Annotated in this window: 16 protein-coding genes; 13 read left to right on the forward strand and 3 right to left on the reverse strand. The window is 53.4% G+C overall.

All coding sequences use genetic code 11. The features are described from left to right. Window positions 1-219 precede the first annotated feature (219 nt). The 6 genes from BR86_RS0104530 to BR86_RS0104555 are packed head-to-tail and all read left to right on the forward strand — an operon-like array spanning window position 220 to window position 6585. Window positions 220-1005 carry a nucleotide-binding protein gene (locus BR86_RS0104530; RefSeq protein WP_031471805.1) on the forward strand — a complete coding sequence of 262 codons (786 nt, stop codon included), beginning with the start codon at window positions 220-222 and terminating at the stop codon, window positions 1003-1005. Next, window positions 974-2248, forward strand: a complete 1275-nt coding sequence (locus tag BR86_RS0104535) for a nitrogenase component 1 (protein ID WP_031471806.1) — start codon at window positions 974-976, stop codon at window positions 2246-2248. The genes BR86_RS0104530 and BR86_RS0104535 overlap by 32 nt, the downstream gene beginning before the upstream one ends. A 15-nt stretch (window positions 2249-2263) precedes the next feature. Beyond that, the gene (locus tag BR86_RS15080) at window positions 2264-3559 is read left to right on the forward strand and encodes a nitrogenase component 1 (RefSeq protein WP_031471807.1); all 1296 of its coding nucleotides are present in this window, start codon (window positions 2264-2266) and stop codon (window positions 3557-3559) included. Window positions 3560-3603: 44 nt separating this feature from the next. Then, complete coding sequence (locus BR86_RS0104545) at window positions 3604-4794, forward strand: ABC transporter substrate-binding protein (RefSeq protein ID WP_242841562.1); 1191 nt, start codon at window positions 3604-3606, stop codon at window positions 4792-4794. Next, on the forward strand, window positions 4795-5793 hold the full coding sequence (locus BR86_RS0104550; RefSeq protein WP_031471809.1) for a FecCD family ABC transporter permease: 999 nt from the start codon (window positions 4795-4797) through the stop codon (window positions 5791-5793). A gap of 3 nt (window positions 5794-5796) precedes the next feature. Next, complete coding sequence (locus BR86_RS0104555; RefSeq protein WP_031471810.1) at window positions 5797-6585, forward strand: ABC transporter ATP-binding protein; 789 nt, start codon at window positions 5797-5799, stop codon at window positions 6583-6585. Between the two features lie 132 nt (window positions 6586-6717). Here the strand turns inward: BR86_RS0104555 and BR86_RS0104560 are convergent, their stop codons facing one another. Further along, window positions 6718-7860: a hypothetical protein gene (locus BR86_RS0104560; RefSeq protein ID WP_031471811.1), complete on the reverse strand. Its 1143-nt coding sequence runs from the start codon at window positions 7858-7860 to the stop codon at window positions 6718-6720. A 328-nt stretch (window positions 7861-8188) separates the two neighbouring features. Here BR86_RS0104560 and BR86_RS0104565 point away from each other — a divergent pair, with 328 nt between their 5' ends. Both BR86_RS0104565 and BR86_RS0104570 read left to right on the forward strand, forming a co-directional pair. Continuing rightward, the gene (locus BR86_RS0104565; RefSeq protein ID WP_031471812.1) at window positions 8189-9949 is read left to right on the forward strand and encodes an NTP transferase domain-containing protein; all 1761 of its coding nucleotides are present in this window, start codon (window positions 8189-8191) and stop codon (window positions 9947-9949) included. Beyond that, the gene (locus tag BR86_RS0104570; protein WP_031471813.1) at window positions 9946-11487 is read left to right on the forward strand and encodes a BCCT family transporter; all 1542 of its coding nucleotides are present in this window, start codon (window positions 9946-9948) and stop codon (window positions 11485-11487) included. The genes BR86_RS0104565 and BR86_RS0104570 overlap by 4 nt, the downstream gene beginning before the upstream one ends. Window positions 11488-11658: 171 nt before the next feature. Here BR86_RS0104570 and pyk read toward each other — a convergent pair whose 3' ends face one another. Further along, complete coding sequence (pyk, locus tag BR86_RS0104575) at window positions 11659-13110, reverse strand: pyruvate kinase (RefSeq protein WP_075034412.1); 1452 nt, start codon at window positions 13108-13110, stop codon at window positions 11659-11661. Window positions 13111-13461: 351 nt separating this feature from the next. Here pyk and BR86_RS0104580 point away from each other — a divergent pair, with 351 nt between their 5' ends. The 5 genes from BR86_RS0104580 (at window position 13462) to BR86_RS15940 (ending at window position 20608) form a co-directional block, all read left to right on the forward strand. Continuing rightward, window positions 13462-15696 carry a PTS sugar transporter subunit IIABC gene (locus BR86_RS0104580; RefSeq protein ID WP_031471815.1) on the forward strand — a complete coding sequence of 745 codons (2235 nt, stop codon included), beginning with the start codon at window positions 13462-13464 and terminating at the stop codon, window positions 15694-15696. A gap of 225 nt (window positions 15697-15921) precedes the next feature. Then, window positions 15922-16776: a PRD domain-containing protein gene (locus BR86_RS0104585; protein ID WP_031471816.1), complete on the forward strand. Its 855-nt coding sequence runs from the start codon at window positions 15922-15924 to the stop codon at window positions 16774-16776. A gap of 31 nt (window positions 16777-16807) precedes the next feature. Then, window positions 16808-17881, forward strand: a complete 1074-nt coding sequence (locus BR86_RS0104590; RefSeq protein ID WP_031471817.1) for a protein-glutamate methylesterase/protein-glutamine glutaminase — start codon at window positions 16808-16810, stop codon at window positions 17879-17881. 30 nt (window positions 17882-17911) lie between these two features. Further along, a complete protein-coding gene (locus tag BR86_RS15085) occupies window positions 17912-20263 on the forward strand; it encodes an HD domain-containing phosphohydrolase (RefSeq protein WP_051684576.1) in 2352 nt (783 codons plus the stop codon). A 168-nt stretch (window positions 20264-20431) separates the two neighbouring features. Then, entirely contained in the window at window positions 20432-20608 is a 177-nt protein-coding gene (locus tag BR86_RS15940; protein ID WP_154661364.1) for a hypothetical protein, read from the forward strand. On the opposite strand, the gene BR86_RS15090 is transcribed toward BR86_RS15940, so the two are convergent. Beyond that, the gene (locus tag BR86_RS15090) at window positions 20603-21826 is read right to left on the reverse strand and encodes a polysaccharide deacetylase family protein (RefSeq protein ID WP_161767281.1); all 1224 of its coding nucleotides are present in this window, start codon (window positions 21824-21826) and stop codon (window positions 20603-20605) included. The genes BR86_RS15940 and BR86_RS15090 overlap by 6 nt on opposite strands. Window positions 21827-22037 lie beyond the last annotated feature (211 nt).

A 22037-nucleotide genomic window follows, 5' to 3' on the forward strand; every position in this document is an offset into this window, starting at 1 on the left:
TCAGATAAACACGTTGGTATGGGACTTCTGACCACACTATGGTAAGCAAAAACTAACTATAGTAAAGATTGTATAACAAAAGTTTTGTAAATGCAACCGGTGCATCGTTCCTGAATTATCCGGTCAGAGGGAAAGCCCGGGTATTCTGACCGATGCACCGGTCAAAGGGAATGGCCGGGCATTTTGAGCGATGTACCGGTCAGGAAGAGGAAAAAGACGATGGTAAAAATTGCAGTATACGGAAAGGGCGGGATCGGAAAATCCACCACCACGTCGAATCTGGCGGCGGCGCTGTCTGTTCTGGGATATCGGGTGATGCAGATCGGCTGCGATCCGAAATCCGATTCGACGAAATGTCTGATGGGCGGAAGGAAGATTCCGACGGTACTGGACAGAATCCGGGATAAGGGTCCGAACGATGTGGAACTGGAAGATATTGTGTTTGAGGGATTTCACGGAATTCTCTGCGTGGAGGCCGGAGGTCCGACGCCGGGAATCGGCTGCGCGGGACGCGGCATCATCACCGCCTTCGACAAGCTGGAAGAACTCGGTGCATATGAAAAATACCAGCCGGACATTGTACTCTATGACGTTCTGGGGGATGTGGTCTGCGGCGGATTTGCCATGCCGATCCGCGAGGGATATGCGGATCACGTGCTGGTGGTGACATCCGGGGAAATGATGGCGCTCTATGCCGCTTCCAACATTGTCTCTGCGGTTCACCAGTTTGAAAAACGGGGTTATGCGAGACTCGGCGGTCTCATTCTGAACCGGAGAAATGTGGAAAATGAACTGGAAATCGTTCAGAAAGCCGCAAATGAAATGGGCGAGTCGGTGCTCTGCGTGATCCCGCGGGACGGCGCGGTTCAGCAGGCAGAGGATCAGGGAATGACGGTAATCGAGGCGCTTCCGGACTCGGAGATGGCGGATCAGTACCGGAATCTGGCAGAGAAAGTGTTGGAGGTGAGTGCGGATGAGCTGCAGCCTGCTCGAAAATGTGTTTGAAAACAGCCTGCATTACGCGTCGCCGGCCCACGGCGGCTGGGGAGTCCTGAAGATTGCTCAGCTGATTCCGGAGAGCTACTTCATTTTCGTCAGTCCTTCTGCCTGTGGGCGCCACGGCGCGTTGGGGGCAAGGATGGAGGGCCGAAAGAACCGGGTATCATACCTGTTTCTGACCGAGCAGTCCATCGTCTCCGGCGATTATGAACAGATGCTGCTGGATGCGCTGGAGGAGCTTTTCAGTTTTCTGGACCGGAGAGGAAGACGGCCGAAAGTTATGGGTGTCTTCGTGAGCTGCATCGACGATCTGCTGGGGACCGATCATGAGGCGTTGCGGGAGGAACTGGAGGAAAAATATCCCGGCGTACGATTTATCGACTGTCACATGAATCCGACTTCCACGGATACCGGGGTTCCGCCGTTAATCAATGTGCAGAATAAAATCTATTCTGTGTTGGAGCGGGAGGAGAAAAAGGATTCCGGTGTCAATATCGTCGGCAATCTGGAGCCGTTCCGCAAAGACAGCGAGCTCTATGAGGTCCTCCGGAACATGGGAGTCCCGGAGGTGCGGCATATCACGGATTACCGGACGATGGCGTCTTATCAGGATATGGCAAAGAGCCGGCTGAATCTGATCGCCGCGCCGTCGGCAGTCTACGCTTCAAAAAATATGAAGCGGAAACTGGGGATACCGTTTGAAAAAATGCTGATTTCCTTCCGGCCGGAGGATATCCGGGAAAATTATGAGAGAGTTGCCGAGGTGCTCGGTGTCCCCTGCCCGTCGCTGGAGGAATATGAACGGGAAGCGGAAGCGGCGCTGGTGCTCACGAGGGATGAGCTGGACGGAATGCCTCTGATCCTGGATGAGGAATCGATCGCCCGGCCCTTTGAACTGGCGCGGTGTCTTCTGGATCACGGATTGAACATCAAACGGATTTATTGTCAGCAGGTGATTCCGGATGACCGGGAACATTTTGACTATGTGATGGAACATTATCCGGAAACCGAGATCCGGCAGCCGCAGAATCCTAAGGTGACGGTGGAAAGCCCGGTGAGGGAGGAATGCATTGCCGTCGGCTACAGCGCGGGATATCTCTCCGGGGCGGCGCATGTGGTTGACATCGGCGGGCAGAACGGACTTTACGGATACCGGGGGCTGACAGAACTGCTGGGGCGGATCCGCAGCGCGAAGAACCAGTCGCCGGATTTGAAGAAGATTCTGGAAGACGCCGTGCTGATCATCTGACAAAGGAGAAATGGTTTGGAACAATTATGGATAACACTTCCGGCGCTGTCGCCGGATTATTCCGGCGTCTGCTCCGCCCTGTTTGACCTGGGCGGCATGAGCGTCATTCACGATGCGTCGGGATGCACGGGAAATTACACCGGATACGACGAGCCCAGATGGTTCGGGGCACACTCGATGGTATTCTGTTCGGGGCTCCGGGAGATCGATGCGGTTCTCGGAAGAGATGACAAGCTGATTGATCACATTTTAAAGGCGTCCGAGTACACGAATCCGACCCTCTATGCGGTGATCGGGAGTCCGGTGCCGATGGTCATCGGCTCGGACATGAAGGGGATTGCCCGGGAGATTGAGAATTCCACCGGAAAGCCGGCGTTCGGCTTTTCCACCAACGGAATCGGCCTATACAACAAAGGTGTTTCCGATGCGATGCTTGCGGTGATCCGTCGGTTTCTTGCTCCGACAGACGGGAAAACCGATCACGGAATCAATGTCATCGGAACGACGCCTCTGGATTTTTCCGCGAATTCCAATGCGGAGGATCTCTACCGTGCATTGGAACAGGCCGGATTCCACATCATCGGGAAACTGATGATGGGAGCGGATCTGGGGCAGATACGGGATCTCACAAAGGCGGAGGTCAATCTGGTTGTCACAGAATCCGGTCTGGATACGGCAAAGTATCTCTGGGAAAAATACGGGATTCCGTTTGTGGCCGGAACAATCGCCGGATCGGATACGTCGGTTTTCGGGATGATCGAGGAGACGCGGAAGGACCGGAAGTGCAGAGTGCTCGGGAAAGACACCGGGCGGGATGATGCCGCAGAGACCGGAAATGCTGCGGGGCAAAATGACACCACGGGGACCGGAAGTGCTGCGGGGCGAAATGATGCCGCGGGGACCGGAAATGAATCGGAATCAGATGCCATAGGGAACAACGGAGATGGCGGCGTCCTGATCGTGGGAGAGGAAATCCTCGGCAACAGCATCCGTCATGCCATTCACGCGGTTCATCCGGAAATACCGGTGACGGTGGCGACGATGACGGGACTCCGGAAGGAACTGGCGCAGGAGGGAGATCTTGATCTGAACAGTGAAGCGAAACTGATCGCTGCGCTGGAGCCCGGCCGATTCCGGGTGCTGGTGGGAGATCCCCTTCTCGGCGATGTGAAGCCGGAAGATCTGCCCCTTGTCCCGATCCCGCATACCGCATTGTCCAGTAAACTCTATTGGAGCCGTGCGGTTCATTTTATCGGGGGAGAAATGGATGATATCGTCAAAAAGATCACGGATCTTTGGCGAATCAGATAAACAGCAACAAATCAGTTTCAGAAAAAGAGAGGAAAGAGGAGTCAATGAGAAAGGGTAGTTTAAAGAGAATGGCCGTTTCCCTGTGTGCGGCGGTTTTCCTTGCGGCAGCGGGCTGCGGCAGCGCAGCGCCTCAAAGCAGCGCGGCAGCCGGAACAGAGGCGGTGAGTGAAGCGTCTTCGGAAAAGGCGGAGACAAAGGCACAGGAGACCAAAGACACTGCGGAGGACAAAGAGAACGGGAACGAGAGCCGGATTAACGAGGACGGAACCATCACCATCGTGGATCAGCTGGGAAAGACCATCGAGCTGGACGGGGTTCCGGACCGGGTGGCAACGACCATCATGCCTTTCCCGTACATTTTCTACGCGGTTGTGGGAAATAACGACAACCTGATCGGATGCAATCCGTCGTCCATTCTCGCCTACAATGACAGTGCGCTGAAGTATATGTATCCGGAACTGGCCAAGGCGGACACGAGCTTCGTGGATACCAGCTTTGTAGTCAATGTGGAGGAGCTGATCAAACTGAAGCCGGATGTCGTGTTCCAGTGGAATTACATGGATGACGAGATCAAGAAGATGGAAGATGCGGGCATCAAGGTCATCGCCCTCCAGTACGGTTCCGCAGAAGATCTAGAAACCTGGATCAAGATCATTTCCACCATGATGGGCAAGCCGGAGAGAGCGGAGGAACTGATCACCTATTTCCACAAGAGTGTTGGCGAAGTTGACCAGGTGCTGGCCGGCGTCGGAAAAGAGGATTACAGCAATGTCCTTCTCCTGTCCGACAAGCTGAAGGTAACCGGAAAAGGATTCTCCAACTACTGGCTGGAACACAGCAAAGCGGTCAGCCCGTCTTCCGATCTGACCGGTGAGGCGCTGAATGTCAACATGGAGCAGATTTATCAGTGGAATCCGGACATTATCTACATTGGCAACTTCACCTCGATTCAGCCGTCCGATCTTCTGGAGAATAAGATCGAGGGCGAGGATTGGTCTGCGGTCAGCGCGGTAAAGAGCGGAAACGTTTACAAGATTCCGATCGGTGGATACCGCTGGGATCCGCCGGGCGTGGAGACCCCGCTGATGGTGAAGTGGCTCGCGAAGATCCAGCATCCGGAGGAGATGAAAGCCATGGACATGAAGGACGAAGTAAAGAAGTTCTACAAGACGGTTTATCATTTCGATCTCACCGATGAGATGCTGGAAGAGATTTTAGGGGATACACAGAACTAAATGAATAAGAAGGTACGTTTTACACTGCTGCTCTTAGCGGCAGCATTGGCGGCAATGTTTATTTTTTCCATCTGCATCGGGCGTTACGGCATCTCGCCGGCGGACGTGATAAAAGCGCTGACGTTTGATCCGAACCTGGATCCGCTTGAAAAAAACGTGATCCTTCAGGTGAGACTTCCGAGAATTCTCATGAGCATGATCGTCGGAGCAGGCCTGGCCTGCTCCGGCGCATCGTATCAGTGCATCTTCGGAAATCCGCTTGTCAGCCCGGACATTCTGGGGGTATCGGCCGGAGCAGGTTTCGGCGCGGCGCTGGGAATCCTCCTTGCCGGCGGAAGTTTTCTGGTTCAGGGACAGGCACTTTTCATGGGACTGGCCGCGGTGGCTCTGGTTCTGGCCATCTCCCGGATCAACAAGAAGACCGAACTGTTCATGCTGGTTCTCTCCGGTGTGATCGTCGCCGCATTTTTTGAGGCGCTGATCTCGCTGGTAAAATACGTTGCTGATCCGCAGAACACGCTTCCGGCGATCACGGTCTGGCTGATGGGGAGTCTGGCATCGGTGTCTTACGAAAAGGTCATGATCAGTTTTGCCACCATCGTTCCCTGCATGCTGATTCTGATGGCGCTGCGGTGGAAGATGAATCTCATGTCGCTGGAGGAGGAAGAGGCCATTTCCATGGGAGTTAATGTGGGAAAAGTACGGATGATCATTATCGTGGTCTCGACACTGATGACTGCGGTTTCGGTGTCGCTTTGCGGAATCATCGGATGGATCGGCCTCGTCATACCGCACATCGGCCGTTTTCTGGTGGGGGACGATCACCGGGGACTGATTCCCGCCTGCGTGCTGCTGGGGGCAGGATATCTTCTGATGATTGATTCGGCCGCGAGAACCATGACGGCAGCAGAACTTCCGCTGTCGATTCTGACGGCGATGATCGGTGCGCCGTTTTTTGGCGTGATGCTTCGAAAAACCATGAAGAATGGAGGAATCTGAGGGATGAAACTGGAAGTGAGAGACGGATGCTTTGGATATGCCGGAAAACTGATTTTAAGGGATATCAATTTCGAGATCGGCGAGAAAACCATCATGACGGTTCTCGGGCCGAACGGCGTCGGAAAGACGACCATGCTGAAATGTATCATGGGATTTTTGAAATGGGTCAGCGGTGAAAACTATCTCGACGGGAGAAAGATTGCCTCTTATACGGATCGGGAATTCTGGAAGAAAACCAGCTATGTTCCGCAGGCAAAGCGAAGCGTCTTTTCGTACCGGTGCATCGACATGATTGTGATGGGACTCAGCTCCAGACAGAATTTTTTTGAGGTTCCGTCGAGAGAAGACTACGAAAAAGCGGAGCATGTCATGGAAATGCTGGGGATTGCGGATCTGTCAGGCAAATACTGCAATGCCCTCAGCGGCGGCGAACTCCAGATGGTTATGATTGCCAGGGCGATTATCTCCGACCCGGAGCTGGTGATTCTGGATGAGCCGGAATCCAATCTCGATATGAAGAACCAGCTCCGTGTCATTGATACGATCGTAAAGATCAAAGAGGAATTCGGAACAAGCTGTCTGATCAATACCCATTTTCCGGATCACGCCCTCGCGATCTCCGACACCACGCTGATGCTGGGAGCTTACAACCGGAAGCTCCTCGGAAAAACGAAGGAGGTTGTGACGGAAGAAAATATCCGGCAGTTCTTCAGTGTCTGCTCCAAGATTGTCTCCCTCCGGATCAGCTCGGAAGAGTATCAGACCATCTTTCCGTATAAGGTGGCAAGATAAGATCATAGCCATGAAAAAGAGAGTGACTGTTTCATCACGCCGCGGAAAATGCGGAAGTCGTGATTCGGTCACTCTCTTTGGATATATCAATAAATATGGTTTTTTTATAGAAAGAGCCTGAAAACCGCTATACTATGCCTTCACATCCAGAGACCGGGAGGAGGAACCGCCGGTGGACGTTTTGCTTCCCACCGCGCCGCCCATGCCGAACAGGCCGCTGATGCCGCCGGAAGCGCCGGCGCTGCTCCCTTTTTGGAGCGGAACGGGGTCAGCCCCGCGGTTCTCGGTCTTTAATTCCAGTGTCTCCTCTTTTTTATGTCTGGAGCGCCGGAGTTTTTGTGCCTCATAGGTATTTTGAGCTTCGTTCAGCGTCATGTTTTTCCGGTTTTCCGGTTTCATGGCGCTTTCCGGAATCTCGGAATTCACTGCAACTTTGGGATTCGCCGCAGGTTTGGAATTCGCTGTAGCTGCAGAATTCTCTGCAGATTCGATATTCTCTGCAATTTCGGCATTCTCCGAAGCTCCGGCATTCTCCGGTTCGGAGACGGCTTCTTCCTCAGACGGCGACATTCGATCCTGGATCTCCTCCATCTTCTCGGTGATGGATTTGAGAGCTTCTTCCATCTCGTATTCTTTTGCTTCTTTTTCATCGCGCTCGGCGATGTCTTTTTCAACCTCGGTAGGAAGTTTTTCGTAGGCGCCGGATTCCTGGAATTCCTGCATTTTCTCCGCGGCATTTTTGACTTTCCGGAGCTGCTTTCCCAGGATGGCCAGCTTGTCCGCTTCGGAGATATGCGGATCGCTGGAGGTGGTCTTGGCGACAGACATTGCCTTGGCCGTCTCGTTCCAAATTACTTCCCGGGCTTCTTCCTTGGTCTCTGCATGTTTCAGCTTTTCTTCCACAAGCTTTGCCTCCGCCTCTTCTTCCATGAGCTGGCGGTAGAGAGCCGGGTTTTTCTCCTTGATATAATCCATCTCCTCCGGCGTGAGATCATTTCCGTACATCACCTTGTTGGTGATGGCTTCCATTTTCTCATCACGATTAGCCTGCTGTTCCGAGAACTGATCCAGAAGGAGCTGATCATTTGCCTGCTTTTCTGCCAGTGCCATTCCTGCGGCGCTTTTATATTCCTTTTGCGGCTCTGTCACCGATGAACTCTGTTTCGAGAGGACATTGCCGCTGGTCTTTTTCTGCTCCCATTTCTGCTGCATTTTAAACTGCTTTGTGTAGCTGCCGATCTTGCCGTAGCGGGAGAGAGAACTGATATCCGGCATAAAGGCCTCCTTTCTGCTGAAATGATGTCGGATCGTGATCTTTATCCGCATCCTTATCCACCGGCTGGGAATTCCCTTTCCGTTTTCGGTGGTATTATGGACGCATTGTCGGGATCAAGGATTTCATAGGCATCCTGATCCCGGAATATGACATAACTATTTTTATCATCCAATATATCGTCGCGTACGACGGGATTATTATCATGCCGGCCGTGGAAAAACGCCGGATTTATTTGCGCTCCGCAGAAATTCTGTCATTTTTCTTACACCTCTTGCGTTCATGAAAAATAGAGTTATAATGTTCGTGAACATGAAAGGATGGTGGAACATGAACAAACAGGAATACGATGTATTGCTTGTTCTTCTGCAAAATCAGATTGCAAGTCAGCGGGAAATCGCTGCGAAAACCGGACATGCTCTCGGTGCGGTCAACAAATCTCTGAAGGCGCTGGAGCAGGAGGGCTTCGTGAAGGGGCTTAAGGTGACCGCAAAGGCGAAGAAGCTCCAGAAGGAACATGCCCCGAAGAATGCGGTCATTCTGGCGGCAGGGTTCGGTATGCGCATGGTTCCGATCAATCAGGAGACGCCGAAGGCGCTGCTGACCATCAACAAGGAGACCCTGATCGAGCGTCAGATCCGCCAGCTTCACGAAGCGGGCATTCGCGAGATCCACGTGGTTGTCGGCTTCATGAAGGAACAGTTTGATTATCTGATCGATCAGTACGGTGTGGATCTGATCGTGAATCCGAAGTACGCATCGCACAACAATCTGTCTTCTCTGGCGCTGGCGCTTCCGTATATCGGCAATACGTATATCGTTCCGTGCGACGTCTGGTGCGAACAGAATCCATTTGCCCGGTCGGAATTGTATTCCTGGTATATGGTGAGCGATCTGGTCGATGATGAGTCGGATGTGCGGATCAACCGGAAAAATGAACTCGTTCGCGTGAAAGCCGCTCCGGGCAATGCGATGATCGGCATTTCCTATCTGTGCGGAGAGGCTGCGGAGACCGTGAAGAGTCGGATTGAATCGTTCAGCCGTGACCGTTCCTACGACGGATGTTTCTGGGAGGAAGCTCTCTATACGGATGACCGGATGATCGTCACGGCCCGTGAGGTTCAGGCATCCGCCGTCGCGGAGATCAACACCTACGAACAGCTCCGGGAGATCGATGAGGGTTCGGATCAGCTGAAATCGGACGCGCTGGAATGTGCCGCGGAGGTATTTCACTGTGACACGAAGGAGATTACCGGAATTGAAGTGCTGAAAAAGGGTATGACCAACCGTTCGTTTATGTTTGACTGTCGGGGGAATAAATACATTATGCGGATTCCGGGAGCCGGCACCGATCAGCTGATCAGCCGGCGGCAGGAGGCGGAGGTCTATCGCGCGATCCGCGGCAGGGGACTCTGTGACGATCCGGTTTACATCAACCCGGAGAACGGTTACAAGATCACGAAGTATCTGAATGGCGTGCGGACGTGTGATCCGGAAAACCCGGATGATCTGGTGAAGGCGATCGCGAAGATGCGGGAGTTTCACGGGATGCGGATTTCGGTCGGTCACTCCTTCGATATCTTCGGGCAGATGGAATTCTATGAGCGCCTCCGGGAGGGAACGCCGTCCATGTACCGGGACTATGAAGCGGTGAAGGCCAATGTCCTGAAACTTCGGAAATACATTGACGCGCAGAAAAAAGAACGGTGTCTGACGCATATCGATGCGGTGCCGGATAATTTCCTGATCTGCCGGGATGAAAACGGGAAAGAGCAGATTCAGCTGACAGACTGGGAATATGCCGGAATGCAGGACCCGCATGTGGATATTGCCATGTGGTGCATTTATTCCCTTTATGACCGGGAACAGTCGGACCGGCTGATCGATCTCTATTTTGACGGCATGTGCCCCTCGGATGTCCGGTGCAAGATCTACTGCTACATTGCGTCCTGCGGTCTCCTCTGGAGCAACTGGTGCGAATACAAGGCAAAGCTTGGCGTGGAATTCGGTGAGTACAGTCTGCGGCAGTACCGATACGCGAAGGATTTCTTCCGATATGCGAAGGAAATGATGGAGGGAGGTTCCATATGAAGGATAAGGTAAAGAAAGGCGAAATAGACTGGTTTATCACTCTGGTTCCCATGGGCGTGATTCTCTTTCTGGCGGGATTGTTTTTTGTCTTTTCCGAGCAGTCCAATGCCGTGATCGGGCAGGTTCGCTTCTTTTTCGGAGATACGCTGGGCTCGTATTATCTGATCATCGGCCTCGGGATTTTCATCCTCTCGCTGTATCTGGCATTCAGCCGTTATGGCGATATTGTCTTAGGATCTCCGGATGAAAAACCGAAATACAGTTTCTTTGCATGGGGATCCATGATGTTTACCTGCGGTCTCGCGGCGGACATTTTGTTTTATTCGTTTTCGGAATGGGTCATGTATGCGACAAACCCGCACATTGCGGAACTCGGCAGCATCATTGACTGGGCCGGCGTATTTCCGCTGTTTCACTGGAGCCTGATTCCGTGGGCATTTTATCTGGTTCTTGCGGTGGCATTCGGTTTTATGCTGCACGTCCGCAGACGGAACCGTCAGAAATATTCGGAGGCGTGCCGGCCGCTTCTCGGAAAGCACACCGAGGGCTGGGGCGGAAGAATCATCGATCTCCTTGCGGTATTTGCGCTGCTGGCCGGAACCGCGACGACTTTCTCCGTGGCAACGCCGCTGATGGCAACGGCGATCGGCGGTCTTCTCGGGATCGAGTTGGACCGTGTGTTAGTGACGATCGCGATTCTGGTCGTGACCTGTATCGTGTACACGTATTCGCTGCTTCACGGAATGAAGGGAATCTCCATTTTGGCCAACCTCTGCATGTACTTGTTCTTCGGTCTTCTGGCGGCAGTCTTTCTGTTCGGCGGACAGACGAAGTTCATCCTGGAGGTCGGCGTTCAGTCCATGGGAAAAATGATGAATCATTTCATCGAATTGTCGACGTTCACCGATCCGCTCCGGACATCCAATTTCCCGCAGGACTGGACGATCTATTACTGGGCGTACTGGATGGTATGGTGTGTGGCATCCCCGTTCTTTATCGGCCAGATATCCCGGGGACGCACGGTACGGCAGACGATTCTGGGCGGATATGTGTTCGGCGTCGGCTCCACACTGGTGAGCTTTATTGTTCTGGGCAATTATTCCATGGGACTTCAGATGCGGGAGATGGCGGATTTTATCGCGTATTACGAGCAGACCGGTGATCTGTACGGGATGATCATCGAGATGGTACAGACGCTCCCGATGGCAAAGCTGGCGCTGATTTGGCTCCTTGCGACCATGATCGCTTTTTATGCGACGAGTTTTGACTCGATTGCGCTGATCGCGTCCTGCTATAGCTACCGCAGGCTGGAAGAGGGGCAGCAGCCCCACAAGCTGATCGAACTGATGTGGTGCATTCTGCTGATCGTGCTGCCGGTGGCGCTCCTGTTCAGCGAGAGCTCCATGAGCAACATTCAGTCAGTCAGCATCATCGCCGCCTTTCCGGTCGCAATGGTGATTCTGCTGATCATGGCAAGCTTTCTGAAAGACGCAAAGGCGTATTTGGAAGAAACGGGAAGAAAAAGGGAAAGCATGTAAAGAGCAATGAGAACAACGTTCGCAAGAGGACTTGGGCTTCCTCATCCTCGCGGAGTGTTTCCCATAACATAACACAGACCGCTTCACGGTCTGCCGGGATGGCAGATTGCGAAGCGGTCTGTGTTTTTGAGAATGCGAACGCCCTCGGAAGTGAGGGGACCCGCGGATGATTTATGCCTGCATGATGCGCATGATGTTGGTTGCGCTTGCCGGAGTGCTGTTCTTGTTTCTGGAGAGAACGCCGCTGGTGACAACGCAGATATCCCCTTCATTGATGAGCATGGTGTTTTTCAGCTCGTCCATGGAGATGTCGAGAAGTTCATCTGTGGTCTCGGCCCTGCGGGACCAGATCGGGGTGACGCCCCAGTACAGCATCATCTGACGGACAATGGACTGGCTCGGAGAGAGCGCAAGAATTTTCATCTTCGGACGGTACTTGGAGATGAGTCTTGCGGTCGAACCGGAGATGGTCGGCGTGATGATCGCCACCGCATTCAGTTCATTGGCAGCCGTGACGGAAGAGGCACAGATCGTGTTGGCAATGTTGCCGACAAGCTCGTCGCTGACATCACGGTTCATGTATTTGTCATAGTGAAGATATTTTTCTGCATTTTCCACGACATCCGCCATCATGCTGAGTGCCTCGAACGGGTACTTGCCTGCAGCGGTCTCACCGGAGAGCATTACCGCATCGGTTCCGTCATAGACGGCATTGGCCACATCGGTAACTTCTGCACGGGTCGGACGCGGGTTACGGATCATGGAATCCAGCATCTGTGTCGCGGTGATAACGACCTTTCCGGCTTCATTGCACTTGCGGATGATCTTCTTCTGGAGATGCGGGATGTACTGTGCTTCGATCTCGACGCCGAGGTCGCCTCTGGCAACCATGATTCCGTCGGCTTCCGCGATGATCTCGTCGAGATTGTCCAGACCTTCCTGGTTTTCGATCTTTGCGATGATCAGCATGCTCGCGCCGGCCTCCTCGAGAAGGCTGCGGATCTGGCGGATACAGGAAGCGGAGCGGACGAAGCTTGCCGCAATGATGTCAAAGCCTTCCTTAATGCCGAACCTGATATCTTCGATATCCTTGTCGGTCAGATCCGGGAGATGAATGCTGACATTCGGAACATTGACACCCTTACGCTCGCCGAGCTCGCCGCCGTTAACGATGGTGCAGCGGATGTCTGCGCCGTCGACGGAAGTGACCCGGAGACCGATCAGGCCGTCATCGATCAGAATGGTATCGCCGGCCTTTACATCATCATTCAGACCGTTATAGTTGATGAAAACGCGGTCGGCGGTGCCGGTGCATTCTTCGGTTGTGAGCGTGATTTCCTTTCCTGCTTCCAGCAGGACCTTTTTTCCGTCCTTCAGAAGGCCGGTACGGATTTCCGGACCCTTTGTATCCAGGAGTGCCGCGATCGGACGATTTGCCTCTTTGGCGGCTCTGCGCAGGAGATCAAGGCGGGCTGCCTGTTCCTGATGTGTTCCGTGAGAGAAGTTGAAGCGGGCTACATCCATGTTGCTGGCGCACATCTTGTACATCAGCTCGTAGTCGTCCTCATTCGGACCCATCGTGCATACGATTTTGGTTCTTTTCATTGATTGTTTTTCCTCCATTGCCCGGCATCACACATTCCATCGGGATTCCATCATCAGTCACAGCCGGGCTTCCGCATGCCGTGCGCGCTGCGCATCCCGCATGCATACTCTATTATTACTCTATTATCAGCATGAAAAGTTATCATAAAAGAAATGGAAAGTCAAGTTCAGTCAGAAACTATCATATTCTTTCGATTGACAGTGAAAATGACGTATGATAAAATCGTGTCAAACAAAAAAGACAGTATGTTACTCTAAGCAGGCATTCACTGATAAGAAAAAGGTTCCCGGCGGGAGCCCTGTTTCGTGTCATGTGGATGCATTTTTTTTGTAAAAAAAGAGAACATACGGCGAAAAAGGGGAAAACAAATGAAAAACGAAGTATTTGGCGTGCTGCAGCGAGTCGGCAGAAGTTTTATGCTGCCGATCGCGGTTCTTCCGGTGGCGGGGCTCCTGCTCGGTCTCGGAAGTTCTTTTACCAATCCGACAACAATCGAAACCTATGGAATGGAAGCCCTGCTGGGACAGGGAACCGTTCTGCACGCGCTCTTAATGATCATGAATGCGGTCGGCAGCGCGATCTTTGACAACCTTCCGCTGATCTTTGCGATCGGCGTTGCCATCGGCATGGCAAAGAGGGAAAAAGAGGTTGCGGCTCTCTCTGCCATGCTGGCGTATTTTGTCATGAACGTATCCGTTCAGGCGATGCTGATGCTTTTCGGCAGGATCGATGCGGACGGAAATCTTGCCGCGGATGTGATGGAGGGAACCATCACCAGCATGTGCGGAATTCAGACGCTCCAGATGGGGGTATTCGGCGGAGTGATCGTCGGTCTCGGCGTTGCGGCGCTGAACAACCGTTTCCACAAGATCGAGCTTCCCGGCGCGATCTCATTCTTCAGCGGATCCCGTTTTGTCCCGATCATTTCCACGGTTGTCTACATGCTGGTCGGCATTGTGATGTTCTTTGTATGGCCGACGGTTCAGAACGGAATCTCCGGTCTGGGAATGCTGGTGGCAGGATCCGGCTACATCGGAACGCTCATTTTCGGCATTGTGAAGAGAGCACTGATTCCGTTCGGACTTCACCACGTATTCTACATGCCGTTCTGGCAGACCGGCGTCGGCGGCACCATGGATGTTGCCGGACACACGGTTCAGGGCGGACAGAACATTTTCTTCGCACAGCTTGCGGATTCGGCAAATATTGCGCATTTCAGCGCGGATGCGTGCCGGTATTTCTCCGGTGAGTTTATTTTCATGATGTTCGGTCTTCCGGGGGCGGCTCTCGCCATGTATCGCTGCGCGCGGCCGGAGAAGAGAAAACAGGTCGGAGGGCTTCTGCTGTCCGCAACACTGGCCAGCATTTTTACCGGAATCACCGAGCCGATCGAGTTCTCCTTTCTGTTTGCCGCACCGGCGCTCTTTGCAGTGCAGGTCGTTCTTGCGGGAAGCTGTTACATGGTGGCTCACATGCTGAAGATTGCGATCGGACTCACGTTCTCCGGCGGTTTTCTGGATTTCCTTCTGTTCGGAATTCTCCAGGGAAATGCGAAGACCGGATGGATGCTGGTGCTCCCGGCCGGAGCAGTCTGCTTTTTACTGTATTACTGCTCATTCTCGTATCTGATCCGCCGGTTTGATCTGAAAACGCCGGGCCGTGAGCTGGATGCGAACACAAAACTCTACAATAAGGCTGATTATCTCGCTAAGAAGGCCGGTCAGACGGTGGCAGCCCCGACGGATGAGGAAGATGATCCGGTGAGCCGGATTCTTATGAACGGCCTCGGCGGAAAGGCCAATATCTCCGATGTTGACTGCTGTGCCACCCGCCTCCGTGTGACGGTAAAGGACAGCAGCAGAGTCCGTGATGAGATTCTGAAGGAGGCGGGCCCGTCCGGAATCGTACATCGGGGGAACGGCATTCAGGTCGTTTTCGGACCGCGCGTTACCGTGATCAAGGCGAATCTGGAAGATTATCTGGAGAAAATGCCGGACACCTGGTTTACGGGCGAATCGAATGCTGACAGGACGGCAGAGGGAGCAGGCGAAGTGTCCGCGAAGCCGGAAAACGGGGCAAATGCGGGCGAAACCGCAAATGACACATCGGGCGCGTCGGATGCCTCCGCAAAACCGGCAAAAACCATTGTGATCGGCAGTCCGATTACCGGTCAGGCCGCTGATCTCTCCGCCACACCGGATGAGGGATTCGCAAGCGGAATGATGGGAGAGGGCGCAGCGCTCACACCGACGGAAGGAACCGTCTGCGCTCCGACCGACGGCACCGTCTCATTCATCTTTGACACGAAGCACGCAGTGGGATTTACGACCGATTCCGGCATTGAAATGCTCTTCCACATCGGAATCGATACGGTGAAACTGAACGGAGAAGGTTTTGAGATTCTGGTTCAGCAGGGACAGGAACTGAAGAAGGGAGATCCGATCATGAAACTGGATCTTGATTATCTGAAAGCCCACGCTCCGTCCATCGTCTCGCCGATTCTCTGCACGGATCTGGAGGACGACCAGAAGGTTCGCCTTCTCGCGGAAGGTCCGGTGAAAGCCGGCGATGATCTGATCGCAGTGGATATTTATGAATCATAACGTCAGAAAGCAGATATCTGCGCCGGTTCCCCGTTTTTTTCGGGGGACCGCTGCGAAACCGGTTTTCTGAATGCCTTACGGGAACGGAATGCTCTTTGGTTTTTGAAAGAGCCTTTCGTTCCCGTTTTTAACAAATGCGGGAGATTTATCGAATTCTATGCTATGATAAGGAAGAATCCACCGGCCCGGCCGGAGGAGGAAGTCAGAAAGACAGGAAGGCAGCTCATGTTCCGAATTCGAAAAGTATTGAATCATAATTCTGTGATTGCGCTGAACAGCGACGATCAGCAGATGTATCTTATTCTCGGAAAGGGAATCGGTTTTAACCGGAAGCCGACAGAGAGAATTGAGACGCGGCCGGAAGATACGATGTATTCTCTGAAAGAGACGTCGGAGCGCGGAGAAGCCATGGCAATTGTAAAAGACGTCGCCCCTGAGTGTCTGGAGGTGGCAGACAGCATTCTCAATGCGGCGGAAAAAGAGTTCGGCCGCATTGACCGTTCGATTCTTTTTCCGATGGCGGACCATATTGCATTTGCGGTTCAGCGCATGAAGAAAAAGGAAGAAATCCGTAATCCTCTGAATGCGGATATTCAGCTGCTGTTTCACACGGAATACAAGGTGGCGCAATGTGCATCCGCTCTTATTCATGATGCCTTTCATGTCGATATTTCAAATGATGAGATCGGGTATATTGCGCTTCATGTGCATACGGCGATCGAAGACGAAAAAGTATCGGAAGCACTGAAAACGGCAGAGCTGGTTCGCTTCTGCATTTCCCTGATTGAGCAGGAGACCGGAAGACACATTGAAGTGATGTCACTCGGCTATAACCGGATGATGAATCACATCCGTTTTATGGTGCGGAGGATTCTGACGGACGAACCCCTGAACCTGAATCTGAACCAGTACATGAAAGAACATTATCCGCTGTCCTATGAGATCGCGCAGCGCATCTGCGATGAGCTCGGTCGCGGGATGAAACGGAGTTATCATGAGGCGGAGATCGGTTATCTTGCGATGCATATCGAACGTGTTCTGGGCAATGATCCCGAGGGGACGTCTTCTGACAAACTGTAAATCCAGTCTGATATGAGAATTTGATGAGGTAATGAACGTGACCGAAGAGAAAAAAATCAGAGTATTTATTGTGGATGACTCGATGGTATTTCGCAGTTTCCTGACAAAGTGTATCGGTGACGACGATCGCTTCGAGGTTGTCGGAACGGCCGTGGACGCGTTTGATGCAGCCAATAAGATTCCGGCGGCAAAGCCGGATGTCGTCACATTGGACATTGAAATGCCAAGGATGAGTGGACTGGAATTTCTGGGACGTCTTCTTCCGGCGTTCCCGATCCCGGTTGTGTTGGTCTCCACACTGGACATGCGGGTGTTTGATGCACTGGCGGCCGGTGCGGTGGATTTTGTCCACAAGCCGGACAGCTATGAGGGTGATAACGTTACTTCTTTTGCTTTTAAGATAAAACTGAAAATTGTGGCGGCGTCCCGTGCCAAAGTGCATCTTCCGCTTCGGAAAGTGGAGGCACCGTCTCTCGGCAAAAAGCCGGAGCCGGCCGCAGAAGACATTTCCGGTGCGGTGATCCGCGGCAATTCAAAGCGTGATCTGATTGCGATCGGCGCTTCCACGGGCGGAACCGAGGCGATTGTGGCGGTTGTCCGGAATCTGCCGGAGTCGACTCCGGGTATCGTCATCACGCAGCATATGCCGGCAGGTTTCACCGAGATGTTCGCGGAGAGACTGAACCGGATCTGCAAGATGGAGGTTCGCGAGGCGAAAAACGGTGATGTGGTCCGCCGGGGGCTGATTCTGATCGCGCCGGGAGGTCTTCACATGAGTCTCACCCGTCATGGTTCGGAATATGCGGTCATCTGCGAAGAGGGCGAAAAGGTGCACAATGTGGCACCGTCGGTGGACGTTCTGTTTAATTCGGTTGCGGAAGTGGCCGGCGAAAAAGCGATCGGCATTATTCTCACCGGTATGGGTTCGGACGGCGCCTCCGGTCTTCTGAAGATGCGCGACCGCGGAGCTTACACGATCGGGCAGGACAAGGAAACCTGTGTGGTATACGGAATGCCGATGGAAGCGGCAAGATGCGGTGCGGTGCAGACCGTAGCGCCGCTGAACACCATTCCGTCACTGATTGTAAAGGAACTGAATTCCTGAGAATGGAATCACGAATGACAGGAATACAACATGGATGATTCAATCACATTTTTGGGAGTCCGGGGAAGTGCTCCGGCAAACGGCGAAGAATTTGAGGCATACGGAAGGCACACCTCCTGCTATCTGGTCACCCTTGACGGTACCGCGGTCATGGTGGACTGCGGAACAGGAGTGCAGAGAGCAGGAGCGGTGCTGGATGAACTGCCGGAACTTCATCTTTTGATTTCTCATTCCCATCTTGATCATATTGCAGGCCTTTTTCAGCTGATTCCGATGATGAAGCAGAAACCGCTTCACATCTACGGCAACACCTTTAACGGCCTGACGATTGAAGAACAGATTAAACGACTGGTAGGGCCTCCGATCTGGCCGGTTTATCCGGAAACGATGGATCGTGAGGTCCATTATCATGAGATCGGACCGGAACCTTTTTCGATCGGGCCGATCACGGTGCGGACCATGAAATCCAATCATCCGGGCGGATGCACGCTCTACCGGCTGGACGGAAGCAGACATTCGGCGGTCATCGCGTCGGATTTCAACCATAACGGGGGTGCGGACCGGGAGCTGATCGGTTTTTCGAGGAATACGGATCTGATCATTTATGACGGGAGCCTGACGAAGGCCGATTACGAAAGCTGCTCCGAATGGGGACATTCCACCGCGGAGATGGGGGCCGAGATCGCACAGAAGGCCGGCGTCGGGGCGATCGCAATCTCGCATCACAGCCCGTTTGCGACCGATCAGGATCTGGATGTCCGCGAACACGAATTTCGGGAACGGTATCCCAATCTGTTTTTTGCTTACGGAGGTCTCCGGTTTGTTCTGGGCGGACGGATTCCCGGATTCTGCAACAGCGGAAAGGACAGCGGTCAGCTTGACAAACTCCGCAGTCTGATCAATATCAGTGTCCGGATGAACTCGGAGAAGAACAGAACAAAGCTGTTCGAGCACATTATCCGGTCGGCGATGGAGATTACAAGGGCGGACGGAGGAACGCTCTATACGCTGGAACGCGATGAACGGCTTCATTTCCGGATCATGATCAACAAGTCCCTCGGGATCTTCAAGGGCGGGGCAAACGATCCGATCCATCTTCCGCCGGTTCCGCTTTCCCCGACCAACGTGTGCGCGGCAGCGGCGCTGTCCGGAAACATCATTAATATCGAGGATGTATGCTCCAGCGGTCAGTATGACTTTTCCGGACCGCGAAAGTATGATGCCATGACGGGATACCGGACGAGATCGGTCATGGTCGTGCCGATGGAGGACATTTCAGGCGAAGTCATCGGAGTTCTGCAGCTGATCAATGCGCTGGATCAGGCGGGACGTCTGATCAGCTTCACCGTTCAGGACGAGGAGATGGTCAATGCCATCGCGTCGCAGGCCGGCGTGTGCATTTCCAACATTGCCCATGAAAAAAATGTGACAGAGCTCCTGAATGGATTTGTCCGCGGTATTTCGGAGGGACTGGATGCACGAACGCCATACAATGCGAACCACTCCCGGAATATGGCCGAATACTGTGCGGCTTTTCTGGATTATGAGGAACAGACGGACGGTCCGTACGCGATGGATGAGAACGGACGGCAGGAACTTCTGATGAGTGTCTGGCTGCATGATATCGGAAAGCTTGCGACGCCGATCGACGTCATGGACAAGGCACAGCGTCTGACGGACAGCCATTTTGACAAGATGACGGGACGGTATTATCGTCGGGAACTGATTCTGATGCTGGAAGCGGCAAAAGGGATGATGACGGAAACAGAGATGGAGGCGCGGAAAAAAGAACTCTGGGAGGAGTATGAGTTCCTTCTGAAAGTCAACCGGGCCGGCTATCTGGGCGATGACATGATCCGCCGGGTTCGGGAGATCGCTTCTTCCGACTACCGCGAAGCGGACGGATCCATGAAACCGAAGCTCACAAAAGAGGAGAGCCGGGAGCTGATGATCCGGAAGGGAACTCTGACGGAAGAAGAGCGAAAGATTATGCAGGATCACGTGGTCTATACGTCGAGAATGCTGGGAGCGCTGAATTTCCCGAAGAATTTCCGGCATGTCGCCTCGTGGGCAGGCACGCACCACGAGTTCCTGGACGGAAGCGGTTATCCGAATCATCTGACGGCGGAATCCCTCAGCTGGCCGGCAAGACTCATTACCATTCTCGATATTTTTGAGGCGCTGACCGCGGCGGACCGACCGTATCGTGATTCCATGAATGTTGAGCGCGCGCTTCAGATTCTGAAAGAAATGGTTTCGGAGGGAAAACTCGACGGAAATATTCTGCAGGAATATGAAAAGAGTGAGGCGTGGAAAAACGCAAAAAAGACGGAAAAATGCAGTGAAAACGAGGGGATCGGCGACTGGATCACACGGAAATGATGTTTGGGACTTGTGTGATGGTTTTGTGAAGGTGCCCTTTATATAATACTGCCATAATAAAACACAGTCATTCAGTGGTCCGGGGATGTTCTGCTGAAGGGATGTGTCCATATCTTTCCGAACAGGAACAGACGGCTGACGCAGGAGACGCGACCTGAGGAACGCCGTATGAATCAGACAGATACTGGGGATGATAATATAAATCTGGGGATGTTGTTATTGCTGGATGTGTCAGATCAAACACATCGGGAAGCATATGGAATAAAAGAGCTGCCGGGAAACCGGCAGCTCTTTTATTTGAGCAGGCAACGAGCCGAAGCCCGTCTGCGGACTTTATTCTCATGATCCGTACAGTTTAATACTTGTATTTCCCGAATATGCGTAGCTGGCGACGGCCGGCCCCTTTTGGGTATTCGCGGAGGAACCATCGGCTGCCTCCGCCCCGGATTTTGTTCCGGTCGGCTCGGCATCCGCTTCGGAACCGGCGGATGGCGCGGCAGAACCGTTGGCGGAAGAAGTCTCTCCGGCATTGGAAACACTATCGGAAGCAGCATCCGCAGAAGCGGTTTCCGCCGGCTGTGCCGCCGTCTGAGCGGCCTGTTCCGCGCGGAGTTTCGCGATGGTTTCCGGACGGAAATCGGTGTACTGGCGGTCGAGCTTCAGCTGAACATCCGATGCTTTCAGGTTATAGAGCTCGGAGATGGTAACCAGCTGGAAACCCTGCTCGGCAAGCCTCGGAATGATGGTACGGCAGGCCTCTCCGGTGCTGGGATAGAGCTCATGCATCAGCACGATATCGCCGTCCTGAACATGACCGATCACGGAATCGATGGTCGACTGAGTGTTTCTCGTCTTCCAGTCTTTGGTATCCACGCTCCAATGGAACATCGGCATCGGAACGCCCTGACGAACCGCATTGGAAATGATGCCGCCCGGCAGGCGCAGCACCGTCGGCCGGACGCCGCAGATCTCCTCGATGACGGAATTGCATTTCTGGAATTCTTCCGCCACATACGCTGCTCCTTTTTTGGAGAGAGATTCGTCGTGATCAAAGGAATGGTTCGCGATCTCATGTCCTTCCGTCGCCATGCGGCGGACTTCCGTTGCATATCCCGGCACGCGGGTTCCGACGAGGAAGAAGGTGGCGCGTCCGTCTACCTTATCCATTTCATCCATGATCGCATTGCCGACTTCCGGATATGGACCGTCGTCAAAGGTGAGGGCAACCATCGGCTTTGTGATATCCAATGTTCTGCCGTTTGACTGGATGAGATTCGGGTTGGCCTCGGTCGTTTCTTCCTCGGAAACGCTTTCTTCCGAGGTTCCCACGCTCTCTTCCCCGGAAGAGGCAACGGTCTGTTCCTTCGTTTCCGCCTCGGCACGGAAGAAGATTCCGGCAATTCCCTTTCCGGCAAAAATGATGACTGCCAGTAGGGCGGCAAGGAATAGAATCCGCATCAGATAGGCAGAGATCAGGGAGAGACCCGACTTGCGGTGCCGTCTGCTTCTGACCGGTCTGCGATAATCCGCATCGGAACGCCGTTTTCCGCTGCGGGTCCTCATCGGTACATCGGAAGAAGATTTTTGATTTCGGGAATCGGAAGATCGTGTGTTGCTTCGTTTGGGGCTCTGTATATCGGAAGAGCGGTTTATGCCTCGTATGGAACTCGGTGTGTCGGAAGAGCGGGTTTTGCCTCGCGTTGAGCTCTGCACATCGGAAGAGCGGGACGCACTGTCTCTTCGTTCCTCCGGATACCCTGTCGTATCGCGCTCA

The organism is [Clostridium] aminophilum DSM 10710 (assembly GCF_000711825.1).
GTDB classification, from domain to species: domain Bacteria; phylum Bacillota; class Clostridia; order Lachnospirales; family Lachnospiraceae; genus Clostridium_R; species Clostridium_R aminophilum.

Excerpts from the sequence above, each read along its gene's own strand:
- BR86_RS15085 (WP_051684576.1), top strand. The coding sequence starts at position 17,912 with ATGGATGATTCAATCACATTTTTGGGAGTCCGGGGAAGTGCTCCGGCA.
- BR86_RS0104555 (WP_031471810.1), top strand. The coding sequence starts at position 5,797 with ATGAAACTGGAAGTGAGAGACGGATGCTTTGGATATGCCGGAAAACTG.
- BR86_RS0104585 (WP_031471816.1), top strand. The coding sequence starts at position 15,922 with ATGTTCCGAATTCGAAAAGTATTGAATCATAATTCTGTGATTGCGCTG.
- BR86_RS0104535 (WP_031471806.1), top strand. The coding sequence starts at position 974 with ATGAGCTGCAGCCTGCTCGAAAATGTGTTTGAAAACAGCCTGCATTAC.
- BR86_RS0104570 (WP_031471813.1), top strand. The coding sequence starts at position 9,946 with ATGAAGGATAAGGTAAAGAAAGGCGAAATAGACTGGTTTATCACTCTG.
- BR86_RS0104560 (WP_031471811.1), bottom strand. The coding sequence starts at position 7,860 with ATGCCGGATATCAGTTCTCTCTCCCGCTACGGCAAGATCGGCAGCTAC.
- pyk (WP_075034412.1), bottom strand. The coding sequence starts at position 13,110 with ATGGAGGAAAAACAATCAATGAAAAGAACCAAAATCGTATGCACGATG.
- BR86_RS0104545 (WP_242841562.1), top strand. The coding sequence starts at position 3,604 with ATGAGAAAGGGTAGTTTAAAGAGAATGGCCGTTTCCCTGTGTGCGGCG.
- BR86_RS0104580 (WP_031471815.1), top strand. The coding sequence starts at position 13,462 with ATGAAAAACGAAGTATTTGGCGTGCTGCAGCGAGTCGGCAGAAGTTTT.
- BR86_RS0104530 (WP_031471805.1), top strand. The coding sequence starts at position 220 with ATGGTAAAAATTGCAGTATACGGAAAGGGCGGGATCGGAAAATCCACC.
- BR86_RS0104590 (WP_031471817.1), top strand. The coding sequence starts at position 16,808 with ATGAACGTGACCGAAGAGAAAAAAATCAGAGTATTTATTGTGGATGAC.
- BR86_RS15940 (WP_154661364.1), top strand. The coding sequence starts at position 20,432 with ATGAATCAGACAGATACTGGGGATGATAATATAAATCTGGGGATGTTG.
- BR86_RS0104565 (WP_031471812.1), top strand. The coding sequence starts at position 8,189 with ATGAACAAACAGGAATACGATGTATTGCTTGTTCTTCTGCAAAATCAG.
- BR86_RS0104550 (WP_031471809.1), top strand. The coding sequence starts at position 4,795 with ATGAATAAGAAGGTACGTTTTACACTGCTGCTCTTAGCGGCAGCATTG.
- BR86_RS15090 (WP_161767281.1), bottom strand. The coding sequence starts at position 21,826 with ATGAGGACCCGCAGCGGAAAACGGCGTTCCGATGCGGATTATCGCAGA.